At 62.5% G+C, this 12,395-nt stretch carries 10 protein-coding genes; 1 reads left to right on the forward strand and 9 read right to left on the reverse strand.

Annotated elements, in window-relative coordinates; translation table 11 throughout:
* Positions 1 to 369: 369 nt before the first annotated feature.
* A complete protein-coding gene (locus ACFPN2_RS02530) occupies positions 370 to 1,308 on the reverse strand; it encodes a LysR family transcriptional regulator (protein WP_380594651.1) in 939 nt (312 codons plus the stop codon).
* Between the two features lie 117 nt (positions 1,309 to 1,425).
* Here ACFPN2_RS02530 and ACFPN2_RS02535 point away from each other — a divergent pair, with 117 nt between their 5' ends.
* Positions 1,426 to 2,319, forward strand: a complete 894-nt coding sequence (locus tag ACFPN2_RS02535) for an NmrA family NAD(P)-binding protein (protein ID WP_380594653.1) — start codon at positions 1,426 to 1,428, stop codon at positions 2,317 to 2,319.
* Positions 2,320 to 2,367: 48 nt separating this feature from the next.
* Here the strand turns inward: ACFPN2_RS02535 and ACFPN2_RS02540 are convergent, their stop codons facing one another.
* The 8 genes from ACFPN2_RS02540 to ACFPN2_RS02575 form a co-directional block, all read right to left on the reverse strand.
* On the reverse strand, positions 2,368 to 3,864 hold the full coding sequence (locus ACFPN2_RS02540; RefSeq protein WP_380594655.1) for a S10 family serine carboxypeptidase-like protein: 1,497 nt from the start codon (positions 3,862 to 3,864) through the stop codon (positions 2,368 to 2,370).
* 31 nt (positions 3,865 to 3,895) lie between these two features.
* Complete coding sequence (locus ACFPN2_RS02545; RefSeq protein ID WP_380594657.1) at positions 3,896 to 4,381, reverse strand: Lrp/AsnC family transcriptional regulator; 486 nt, start codon at positions 4,379 to 4,381, stop codon at positions 3,896 to 3,898.
* A 10-nt stretch (positions 4,382 to 4,391) separates the two neighbouring features.
* The gene (locus ACFPN2_RS02550) at positions 4,392 to 5,843 is read right to left on the reverse strand and encodes an amidohydrolase family protein (protein WP_380594659.1); all 1,452 of its coding nucleotides are present in this window, start codon (positions 5,841 to 5,843) and stop codon (positions 4,392 to 4,394) included.
* A gap of 2 nt (positions 5,844 to 5,845) precedes the next feature.
* Positions 5,846 to 7,186, reverse strand: coding sequence for an APC family permease (locus ACFPN2_RS02555; protein ID WP_380594661.1), 1,341 nt, complete (start codon positions 7,184 to 7,186; stop codon positions 5,846 to 5,848).
* The gene (locus ACFPN2_RS02560) at positions 7,183 to 9,183 is read right to left on the reverse strand and encodes an amidohydrolase family protein (RefSeq protein WP_380594663.1); all 2,001 of its coding nucleotides are present in this window, start codon (positions 9,181 to 9,183) and stop codon (positions 7,183 to 7,185) included. The genes ACFPN2_RS02555 and ACFPN2_RS02560 overlap by 4 nt, the downstream gene beginning before the upstream one ends.
* Positions 9,180 to 10,505, reverse strand: a complete 1,326-nt coding sequence (locus ACFPN2_RS02565) for an amidohydrolase family protein (protein ID WP_380594665.1) — start codon at positions 10,503 to 10,505, stop codon at positions 9,180 to 9,182. The genes ACFPN2_RS02560 and ACFPN2_RS02565 overlap by 4 nt, the downstream gene beginning before the upstream one ends.
* Before the next feature lie 21 nt (positions 10,506 to 10,526).
* Positions 10,527 to 11,711 (reverse strand): aminotransferase class V-fold PLP-dependent enzyme, encoded by a 1,185-nt coding sequence (locus tag ACFPN2_RS02570; RefSeq protein ID WP_380594667.1) that lies wholly within the window; start codon positions 11,709 to 11,711, stop codon positions 10,527 to 10,529.
* Between the two features lie 184 nt (positions 11,712 to 11,895).
* A complete protein-coding gene (locus tag ACFPN2_RS02575) occupies positions 11,896 to 12,387 on the reverse strand; it encodes an Lrp/AsnC family transcriptional regulator (RefSeq protein WP_380594669.1) in 492 nt (163 codons plus the stop codon).
* Positions 12,388 to 12,395: the final 8 nt, after the last annotated feature.

The following is a 12,395-nucleotide window of genomic DNA, read 5'->3' on the forward strand; positions in this document are numbered from 1 at the left end:
GGTGATCAACTTTTGATCATTGGCGCCCCTGCCGGGCGCGGTTCTGCGCGAAGCGCGTGCTCGCCGCACTCGTGCGCCTCGGACCTGTGGCCTCCTGGAACTGTTGCAGGAAACATTGCTGACCTCCGGCCGATCGTTGCCGGAGACGACGAGATCGGCCCTGTCCTCGATGAAGCTCGGCGGTCAGGGGGCGCGTATCAGAAAGGAGTTGCTGAGATAGTCGCGTCTGCTCGTCAAGTCTTGACAGCTCGCGCGAATTCATCGCCGTCAATCGATCCACAAAAGTTGTGGGCAACCCTGTGGATATCTTCTGGAGCACCCCCTCTCGCCGCGAAAAACCGCGACTCACATCACGTGATCAAGTTTTGATCAAACCGTGGTGTCGACGACCGCGGGTTGCGCGAGGCGCGCGGGCGCACGCGCGGCTTCCTTCGCAAGATCGATGAAAGCGCGTGTCTTCGCGGGCGGAGCGATGTTCCCCGGATAGGCCGCGTACAAAAACATGTGGCGCATCGTCCAGCCAGACACGAGGCGAACGAGCCGCCCCGCCGCCACTTCGGCACGCAAGTCGGCCGTGCAAGGAAAACCGGAAATACCGGCGCCTTGAATCACCATGCGCAACAACGCGTCGTTGCTGGCGACCGAAATGGCACCGCGTGTCTTGACGCGCACCTTGCGACCACCGCGATGAAGCTCGATCGACCACGGCGACGGTAACAATGACAACGCGATCCACTCGTGGCTCGACAGGTCCGCCGGCTTGCGAGGCGTGCCATGTCGCGCCAGGTAGACGGGCGCCGCCACTGGCCACAGTTCCAGCTCCTCCAACACGACCGCGCGCAGCGAGGAATCGGCCATCGGTCCGATGCGGATCGAAAGATCGAAGCGTTCCGCGATCAGGTCGAGCTTCCGGTCCGTCGGCACGTAGTCGATGCGCATGGCCGGATAGCGCTCGCGGTAGGTCGCGATCCAACCGGCGACCAAACCGGCCACTCCGTGCGTGCTCGTGAGCCGCAATGTGCCGGACGGTTGAGCACGACCGGTGCGAGCTCGCTCCATCGCTGCTTCGGCATCGGTCAACAAGGCTCGGCAGTCGGCAAGAAACGCCGCGCCTTGCTCCGTGATTGCAAGCTTGCGCGTTGAGCGCTGTAACAGCTGCGCTCCCAACTCCCGCTCCAGCACCGCGACGGCCTGACTGACGGCGGACTTGGTCGTGTTGAGACGTTCCGCCGCGGCCGTGAACGAGCCGGCCTCCGCCACCGCGACGAAAGCCACCAGACGAGCCAGGGAGACGGCGGGCGTTCTCATTCGATTGTTCTCGATTACTGGACAATGAATTATTGCCCGGCCGCTTTTTCAGAACAATCGGGACGCGCAGCATGGCACCCATCGACTCACCGCAACCCACTGATAAAAGGAACTGCCATGTACGTACTCCTCGGCTCCAACGGCAACATCACCTCCAAGACCGCCAGCCTGCTGCTCGCTCAAGGCGCGCCGGTCCGCGTCGTCGGTCGAAATGCGAACTCGCTCCGTGCCCTTCGCGCCGCCGGCGCCGAGATCGCGACGGGCGACCTTGCCGACTCAGACTTTCTTGCAAAGGCATTCACCGGCGCCCTCGCCGTCTACACCATGATCCCGCCCGGTCACTCCGAGCTCGACATGGCGGCCACTCAGAATCGACGCGGAGAGGCCATCGCCCGCGCAATTGGCGCGTCGGGCGTGAAGCGGGTCGTGAACCTGAGCAGCATCGGCGCCCATCTGCCCTCGGGCACCGGGCCGATCGCCGGCTTGTATCGACAGGAACAGCGCCTCAATGCGCTCGACGGTGTCGACGTGCTCCATGTCCGCCCCGGATATTTCTTTGAGAATCATCTGGCCGCGCTACAAATGATCCCGACCATTGGCGTGTACACGGACATGACCGCTCCCGACGCTCCGCTGCCGATGGCTGCCACTTCCGATATCGCAAAAGTCGTGGCGCGCGAACTGCTGACTCCGTCCTTCAGCGGCAAGCGCGTGCTCCACCTGCACGCGCCGCGCCTCTACACGATGCGCGAATCGACCCAGTTGCTCGGCGCCGCCATCGGCAAACCCGACCTCGCCTATGTGCAGGCAGACCTGGTGCAAGGCAAAGCGGCGCTGCTGCAGTTCGGACTCTCCGCCAGCGGCGCCGATCAGATCGCGGAAATGAGCGCCGCCTTCTCAGCGGGACTCTTGAATGGCGAATATGAGAAAGGCCCGACGGAGCTCGCGCCGACGACCCTGGAAAGTTTCGCGGCCACGGTGTTCAAGCCTGCGTACGAGGCAAGCTTATAAATATATCGATCCATCGCGGGGGCGGCCAATTGCCGCCGTCTGCAGCCGCTACGGCGTCTTCGAAGCCGAGCGAATGAAGGCACGCGCATCGTTGGCGAATTGCAGGCCGACGCCCGGGGTGCGCCAGGGCGTGTGACCTGACTCGTAACATTTGAACGTCATGGCCTGCCGCAAATAGGGCGGCAGGTTGCGTTCCAATTCGGCATTCGCCGGACACGTCGACTCACCGTCGTAGCGTCCGAGAATGATTAGAAACTTCAGGTTCGGATTGAGCTGTACCGCTTCATCCGTCGCGGGTAATGGCGTGCCGACCGTCGGTGGCCCGCCACCTCGCTGCACGGCTGCTACCATGAGCGCGTTGGCCTCCGCTTCCGGCACGGGGGACGTTGCATATACCCAGTTCTCGCCCGGTCCCGGAGGAAACACGCCCGCGGGAGCAAAGCCGGCGTTGTTATGGGGCGAGCCCAGGCCGCGATAGGGAAGATCGGTGCGATATCCCAACTCATACTTGAAGTGCCGCAGGATGGCTGGCGTCGCACTCGTGGGCGGACGCGACGTCGTCACTCGAGTGTCGAAGCCGAACAGCTTCTGGTCCTGATCCTTCAGCAGCAGCGTATGAAACTGACGCGGCGTGACGATCAGCGTCTTGCGATCGATGGCGTCCGGCGCGATACCAGTGAATCGTGACAAGCCCGCGACGATCTCGGATCGTTCCGCACCCGATAACTGATCGATGCGATCCAAGGCGGGAACATAAGTGTTACGAACCCACGTGTCCGCGGCTTTGGCAATCGCGTCCCGATCCGTACCGAGTTCGGGTGAAAGGCGATGATGGAAGCGCGCGACCTCGGCCATACCGACGACGCGCAGCGCTTCGAACAAACGACGCGAGATGTAGGGCTTATTCAGACTGGTCTCGCCCGTGATCATGATCACGCCGTGAAGCGGCAGCCCCTGCTTCGTCAACGCATATCCGACGGTGGCCGCACGCGGTGCGCCCCAGCTGACACCGCCGATGAAAACCGGCGTCTCTTCGGCATCGTGCTGAATGAGCCAGCAACGAATGAACTCAGCAAAGGAATTGGTATCGCCGATGGTGCTGTTGAACTCGGCGGCATACTCGGGCCTTGTCGGTCTGCTGAAGCCGGTGCCCACCTGATCGACGACGACCAGGTCCGTGGCCGTCAGCCAGGTTCGATCGTTCGCCACCAACCGCGCGCCATCGAACAACTCGCCCTCTGCCACCATGGGGCCAGCAAGATTGAAGTTCATTCCGACTGACGCGCCGCCCGGTCCGCCGCCCCACAGAAAGGTGACGGGTCGGGTCTGTCCGGACGAGCGCACGCGATACGCCGTATAAAACATGTAAGCGTGAGGCTCGCCGGTCTGAACGTCGCGAATGGCGATGCGACCTGCTTCAGCGGTGTATTGCAACGTCTTGCCGTCGACTTTGATCTGATGCTGAGTGACGACCGGCGCCGGCTCCTCCGCCCGCGCAGTCATCGCACAGAGCATCGCCAACGCTGCCAGAGCAAATCTCACCATAAACATCGCGTCCCCTTTGAATTCAGAATGATCAGCGTCGCTTCGCCAGGATCTGCAACGGCAGCTGCGTGGTATCGATGAGCCGGGTCAGGGAAATCGACGAGCGGATGTCGACGATGCCCGGCATGGAAGAAAACCTCTCCCACAGCAGCTTTTCGTAATCCTTGATGGTCGGCGCCACGATCTTCAGCAACAGATCCACGGCGCCCATCAGGGCGTGGCACTCCACGACCTGAGGAATCTTTCTGATGTTCTCGATGATCTGCGAGGCCGTGACCTCACCGCGCCCGTCGATCTTCACCATCGCCAGCACCATCACCCCGAAGCCCACCTTCTCCGCATCCAGCAAGGTGACGCTGTTGGTGACAATGCCCTCTTCCTTGAAGCGCTGAATGCGCCGCCAGCACACCGACTTGGAGGAGCCGACCCGCTCGGCCAGGGCTTCCAGGCGCAACGACGCATCGGATTGCAGCTCGGTCAGAATTTTCAGATCCAGCGCATCGAGAGGCTCGCTCACTGTCGACGCCTCAATCGATCCCGACCGTTCCAGCCAGCGCCTTCTTGATCGCGACCGGGTCGTAGGCCACGCCGTTCTTGAAGACACTCTCGACGTGGTCGATGGCATTCACGTTGGCGGACAGATCGCCGTTCAAGAGCACCAGGTCGGCGCGCTTGCCCGCCGCCACGGAGCCGATCTCTTTGTCGCGCCCGAGATAAATGGCGGCATTGAGACTCATGATGCGAATCGACTCCGGCAGCTGGAAGCCGCCCTCGAGCATCATGTGCAATTGTCTTTGCGCTGTAGTTCCGGGCACGGTGCCGCCAAAGCTGGTCGGATCGGAGCCGGCCATCAGCAAACCGCCGGCTGCGACGAACGCCCGCTCGAATTGCAGCAGCTTGGGCACGAAGCCAGTCATGATGTTGACCATCTGGCTCGGCTGCAGTCGCGTCCACATCGCATCGAAGCTACTACGCAATGCAGGCGAGAGCGGCGCGAGCGCTTCGTCGGTCGGTCGATGGCCGCGAATCAGGACTTCGGTCACAGGGAGTGTCGAGGTGAGCGCCACTTTGTGATCGACCAGCAGCTTGATCAGCCGCTGTATTTCGGGTCCCTGCGGATCCAGGGCCATGAGCGAGGCGGTTCGCACCTCCCACGAGGGACATTCCTCTGGCTTTCGGCCGGGCACGAAGTCGCTCGGCTCCATAAAACTGTGTTCGAGATTGTCGATGCCGGCGTTGATCGCCTCTTCGTAGGTAATCGAGCAGATGTGGCCGGTGACTTTGAGCCCACGCGCGTGCGCAGCTTCAATGGCTGCGCGTAAGTCGGCACGCGAGACGTGCTCATACACTTTATATGAGGTGACGCCCTCGTCCGCCCAATAGTTGACGAGCTCGCGCACCTTGTCGGGCCCATGCACCGACGGCATGCGATCGAGCCGCGGCTCGCCTTCGATGTAGGGCCCCGTCACATCCATGTCCGGACCGATTTGTTTGCCGCTCTTGATAGCACGCGCGACCGCGAGATCGGCATAAGGGTCGAGTGAGCCTGCGGTTCGAATCGTCGTTGCGCCGGAAGCCAGATACAAGCGCGAGAACTGCTCGGGATACGTGCCGTAGTGGCCTTGGCCGAGCGGATAAAACATATGCTCGTGCATCAGCACGAAGCCGGGCACCACGGTTTTGCCCGTGCCGTCGATGACGGTCGCTTCCTTGGGAACAGGCGTACTCGCCGACGATCCTACGGCAGTGATGCGCCCGCCAGCGAACAGCACCGTCATGTCTTTGGCAGGCGGCGCACCGGACCCGTCGATGAGAGTCACATGTGTGATCGCAATCGAGGGCTGGTGGTGAGACACAAAGGCCTGGTCCGCGGCCACCAGACTCGAGCCATTCTGAGCCGACGAGCCATTCTGCGCCGACGCCGTGCCAGCAATCGATAGGCCGAGCAGCGTCGCGACACTGAGAAACGTTGCGCGCATCGTCATTCTCCCGTGCGCTCATGCATCGCCAGGCTGCGATGCCGACCATGAAGCCACCAATACACCGTGCCGAGCACCGCCCATCCGAGCAGCAGCACGTATGAACGCCAGTCCGCGTTGATGCCCACAATCAAAATTCCCAGCGCGCATACGACGCCGATCCAGCCCCAGAGCCTGACCGTGCGCCGATGCAACCTGAACGCCGCCTGCGCGTGAATGTCAGGATGCTTGTCGACCAACCCGATGGCCGCCAGACAGTTACTACCGTACTTGAAAACGGTCGGAATATTCGACGCGAGAAACAAAAACACCAGGCTGTCCGGCAACATGAGACACGCCACCGCGCAGACGAAAACCACGGTGATCGCCACATGTGGCGTGCCCCACTTGGGATGAATCGCTCCCAACGAAGCGGGCAGGACTTGATCCCGGCCCATCGCAAACAAAAACCGGCCGGTGATCAAGGTCAGCGTATTGATCGCCGCGGCGATGGAGACCAGAGCAGTAAACATCAGCGCCGGCCCCATCCAGCCGCCGAAGAACGCATTGCCGGCATCCGCCAGCGGCGCTTTGCTGGCCCCCGCAGCGGTTGCGCCCAACACGCCAATCGTGACGACGGTGACGCCCAGATAAACAACGACGGCAATGACGGTGGAGAGCGTCAACCCCTTCCCCATCGTGCCCTTGCTGTTGCGGATTTCTTCGCCGGCTTCCGCTGCACTCTCGATACCGGAATACAGACCGACCAACAGCGGCAGAGCCGCCAGCGCGCCTACCACCCCGTGCGGCAGGAACGGATCGAAATGCATCGACTCGATCTTGGGCAAGCCGAAAAAGATGAAGGCGGCCAGCACGATCAGCTTCGCCGCCACCAGCCAGCGCGCCGCGCGACCGACCAGCCCGACCCCGAATACGTTGACCAGATAAAATGCCAGCAACAGCGCGAACATCGTCGGCAAGCGCGGCACATCGACCAGTTGCGACAGATAGCCGACGAACACCGTCGCCATCAAGCTCAGCGCGCCGGCATTACCGAGAATCCGCAGCCACGACACGATGAATCCCAGATAGGGATGTACGAATTGCGCCGGCCACGCGTACGAAGAGCCGCTGCGGGGGACCGCCGACCCCATGAAGGCATAGATCACGACGAACACGGCCATCGGCACCATGGCCACCAGCAACGTGAGCAGCACGGCCGGACCGGCCACCGCCGTCGAAGGCGCGACCACCGAGAAAATCGAGACGCCGATCGCAGCGCTGAGTCCGAGCGCGACCACGTCGAACAGAGTCATCGCCGGCTGCAGATGACCCGGCGCGGCGCGTTCGTTCGAGGTCGTCATGGCTTGCGGGGCTTCATTCCGATGGCGCGATCGAGCGCAGCGGGATCATAGAACGTCCCATCGCGCACGATCAGTTCGATGTTCCGCAGGTTGCCGATGTCGATCGAAGGATCGCCGCGGACCAGGAACACATCGGCGAGCTTGCCCTCCGCAATCGAGCCCAGCTCCCGGTCGCGCTTCATCATACGCGCCGGCTCGAGCGTGGCCAGTTGCAACACGCTCAGCGGAGAAATGCCTGCGGCAACGTACAGCTCCAACTCATGCGGCAGCGTCAAGCCGGCCATGCCGTCCGTTCCAGGCACGACACGCCCACCGCACGCGTGAAACCGGCGCAACAACTCCATCGCTCGTTTGAACGACGCCGTGTACTCCGCGCGCTCCTCATCGTTCTTCGGCAGCCCGCCGCCCTTCGCCTCGCGTACTACTGTCGGGGGAAGACGGTCGACATAGGGCAGCGCATACGCCGCCACTTCACCACGACGCGTAGTAAACAAAGCTTCCAGCACGATCGCGGTTGCATCCAGCGTGATGCCACGCTCGCACCAGTTCTTGATCGATTGCGTCACCGCCGGCGAATCCAGATCGATGGTCGCACCGAGCTTTGCCGGCAACAGCATCCGATTGAGCGTGTTGGTCTGTTTCTGCACCTCGTCGGGCAGGAAATTCAGCACCGCGAAGTTGAGATGACTCACATCGTCGAAGCCCACGCGGACGACATCGTCGAACCGGATCCCGGCGGGGACATGGCCACCGACACGCAGCCCATGCGCATGCGCTTCCTTCACGGCCTGCGGCAGCAGCTCGACCGGCACCGAGCTATAGATCTTCAATTCGTCGTAGCCGCGGTCTGCCAGAGTCTCGATGGCTTGCGTGAGCTCGGACGCATTTGTGACTTTGATGCTGACGAGATTGCTGGTCGCGGCCCGGCCATCGACGAGCCCAGCCAAGGCCAGGCGCGGGCCGATCAACGTACCGTCGTTGAACTCCTTGCGCCAGCGGGTGACGGCATCGATGTCATTGCCCATGTCACGCGCGGCCAGCACACCGTTGGCCACATGAAGCAGTCCGTCGAGCGTCGACCGCAGATGCACGTGCATATCCCACAAGCCGGGCATGAGCGTGCGACCCGTGCCGTCGATCTCGCCCTTGCTGACACCGGTCGTGTCATCCGGCGCCACTTGTGAGATCCGGTTGCCTGCGATGACCACGCGCATGTTTCGGCGCATGACTTTGGCTTCAGCGTCGAACACATCGACGTGGCGAAATACCGTCGCGCCCGTAGGCTTGCGTCCCAGCTGTTTGGCAATATCGTGATCGCGTCGATCCAGCACTTCGTTCTGCGCCGACAGCAACGATGCAGCCGTGTCCTCCCAGCCCGCGCGAATGGTGGTGATACCCGTCCTGCTCAGTTCGGCAAACAACTCGCCGCCCGCATCCAGCCAGATCGGCGATGGCCCCAGCGCGACGCCGTGTATGAGAACGAGCGATACCCGCTGCGTTTTTCCGCCCGAGCTGACTTCGCGAGAGACGACGTCCTCCAGAGTTGCCCGGCCCGCCGGTAGCAGATCGATGCCGTGATCCTTCGTCTTCCGTAGCACACGCGCGAGCATCGGAAAGTTGTCAGGTGTGCTGGTCTCCGGCAGATAGAAACCACCGGTCCTCGCCTGCCCCGCATCGCCCGAGGAACGCCAGTGCAACCGGCCATCGCTCGTGCTCAACTCTTCCACGGGCGGCACACCGATGCCGGTATCGCCGCTCGTCTTCAACTCACGGGGCCGACCCGCAGAATCGAGCGACCACACCAGCTCAAGATCGGGTCCGCGACCGTTGTTCCTGGCCGTGTATCGCACGGTACGAGCGTCGCCCGCTTCCTGGACACTCATGTGCCCCACCGGTTGCGACCGATGCAGGACCACATAGTCGGCGGCCGAGGCAACGCCGGCTAGAAACATCGCGACCAGCGATGCGCCGCGGATCAACAAGTATCGTCGGCTCACGGCTGCACCGTCGGCTGTCCGCCGGATTTGTAGACGCGGCCGTCCTTCATCACGAAATCCACCGTGCTCAGTAACTTCACATCGGCAAGCGGATCGCCGGTCACCGCGATGATGTCCGCTCGAAAGCCGGGCTTGATCTGTCCCAAACGGTCGCTCATGCCGAGCGCTTCAGCTGCGTTCACCGTCGCGGTCTTGATCGCCTCGCTCGCAGGCAATCCGCTTTGCACATACAGCTCGAGCTCTTGCGCCCGATTGGCATCGAGATCGCCGCCGGCATCGGTCCCCAACGCAATCTTCACGCCTGCTCGATACGCTTCACCCGGCAGCTGCCGCGCGCGTTTGATGGCGGCGGAAAGGAACGTCCACTCCTCGGGCTTCAATCCCGCCTGAATGCTGGGCTTGTCCAGAAACACGCTGACGTACGTGGTCGGCACCAGGATCACGCCCTTCTGTTTCATCAGCGCGAACGATTCTTTGTCGGCGTAAGTGCCGTGCTCAATGGTAGTCACGCCAGCGCGAACCGCCGCATTGATGCCTTTGGTGCTGGTGACATGCGCCGCCACGCGACGATTGAGTGACTTCGCCGTAGCGATGATTGTTTCCAGCTCATCAGGCAACAGGTCAGGTTCGGCGCTCGCATTCCCCGTCTCGTCGCTGCCCGAGCCCGATACGGAAATCTTGATCACATCGGCGCCATCCGCCACGCGCTCGCGCACGCCTTCGCGACACGCAGCGACGCCGCTGCACGGCTTGCCATAGTCTTCAATGTGCATGCGTAGCTCGGGCCGCAACAGATGCGGATCGCCATGACCGCCCGTACGCGACAGCATCGAGCCGGCCGCGATGATGTGGGGCCCAGGAAACATGCCTGCATTCAGCGCATCGCGCAGAGGAAAGATCACGTCATGAGGCGCGCCCAGATCGCGAATCGTCGTGAATCCACTCAACAACACTTGTCGGGCGCTGACGGCAGCTCGCAACGCCAGGTCGGCCGGGCGCATCGTGACTGAGTCGGTGATCCGCCCGGGACGTGGCTGGAACAGTCGCATGGTGATGTGCGCATGCAGGTCCATCATTCCTGGCAGAACGAATTGCTGAGACAGATCGACCAGGCGCCCATCCGCGCCGACCGCGGCTGGATCGATGAAACCCGCACGCACCTCCGCGATCTTGTCGTCGCGCACGATGATGGTCTGCTTCTCCAGCGGCGCCGCGCCCGGCGTCGCGAGCAACCGGCCGGCATGAATCACGACCGTTTCAGCGGCAGCGGGAGTTGCGATGGCAGCGACAGCAATCGCCAGTAAGGTTCGAAACATCAGCATGAGATCATCGCCCCTGGGTCTTCACAGAATCCGGCGCAGCGCGTGCAGCGCTTTGTCGATATCTGTTTCGTCGTTGAATATATGAGGCGCAAAACGCAGCAGCCCCAGACGCGGCGACACTGCGACGCCCTGCGCCGCCAACTGTTGAGCCAGCGTCGCTGCGTTGTGTGCCGGGAACTCAGCGCTCAGCATCGCTCCCCGTCGAGCTGGATCGAGCGGCGTGACGATGCGGGCCCCCAGCTTCATCAGCCCTTCGGCGAGCATGGAGCCGAGCGCCTGAGTGTGCGCTTGAATGCGATCGATGCCGATGTCCAGCAGATAACTCACCGCGGTCGAGAAGGCAACGCGCGATGGATGAGCGGTACTCGCATACTCGAGCCGACGCGCATCGTCCGGCAGCGTGAGCCGCCTCGGATCGATATCGTCGTACGGCGGTGTCGGGTCGGATGAGCGCGCCCCGACCATGATGGGACGAAAACGATCGAGCAGCTCCGGCCGCAGATAGCAGGCGGCGACGCCACCAAAGCTGCACAACCATTTGTAGGAGCCGGCCACGAGCACATCGACATCGGCCGCCTGCACATCGATGGGCACGACGCCGGCCGATTGCATGGCATCCACCACGAGCAGCGCATTGTGCGCATGGGCGAGATCGGCCAGCGCCTTCAGATCGAAACGATAGCCCGTGATCCATTGCACATGACTCACACAGATCGCCACGGTGTTCTTGTCGACCTGAGCAGCGATATCGTCGATGGACAACGATCCTGGATTGTTTCTTAGCGAGGCCAGGCGCACTTCCGCTTTTGTATCCTCCGCGACCCGCAGCCACGGCAAGGTGACGGCCTCCGGCTCGATGTCGATGGACACGACGTTCTGCCCGGCACGCGGATGCACCCACCACGCCACCTGGCTGATGGCTTCGGAAACACTGGTGGCTGCCGCAACGCTGCTGGCATCGGCACCAAACAATCGGGCGCCGGCGATGCGCGGACCTTTCAGAATCGCATCGACATTGTCGAAGAACGCCGCTGAGCCGCGCTCCGCGAGATCGCGCGCAAAGGCTTCGTGTCGTGCGAGAACCGGTGTCGAGATCAAGCCGACCGCCGCGCTATTCAGATAGCCGGCGCGTCTCGCTGTCGCATAGTCCCTTGCGAGCGCGGCTGAATCGATGTTGTGAAGCTTGTCGCCGGCTGTTTGATACATCGTGCGAGACGATATGACGCGCCCCTCCCGACCGGCAAGACACCGATCCCGCCGCTGGCGGCGGTTTGAACACATCCGCGCGTTTTTGCCCTGCCCGACCGCCGATATTCTCGCACACGCAGTGGAAACAGGAACGTTGTGCCGGCCCCGGCCCCCGGCGGCGTCAAAATAGGGAACGGGTTTCTCAGCGCTTTTTGCCCAGCGTATGCAGCGGCAGCTGGGTGGTGGAAATGAACCGGGTCAACGAGATCGACGAGCGGATGTCGAGGATGCCGGGCATGGCGGAAAACTTTTCCCACAACAGCCGCTCGTAGTCCTTGATGGTCGGCACCACGATCTTCAGGCACATGTCGATCTCGCCCATCATGGCGTGACACTCCACCACCTGCGGGATCTTCCTGATGTTCTCGATGATGTGGGCCGGCTTCACCTCGCCGCGTCCGTCGATTTTGACGAACGCGAACACCGTGACCCCGAAGCCGACCTTCTCCGGGTCGAGCAGGGTCACGCTGCCGGTGATGATGCCCTCTTCCTTGAACCGCTGAATGCGCCGCCAGCACACGGACTTGGAGGAGCCGACACGCTCGGCCAATGCTTCCAGATGCAATGAGGCGTCGGACTGAAGCTCCGTGAGTATCTTGAGATCCAGCGGATCCAGTGGCTCGGTCAACTGCACCCTCGGGC

It is taken from the genome of Steroidobacter flavus (genome assembly GCF_042651805.1).
Taxonomy (GTDB): domain Bacteria; phylum Pseudomonadota; class Gammaproteobacteria; order Steroidobacterales; family Steroidobacteraceae; genus Steroidobacter; species Steroidobacter flavus.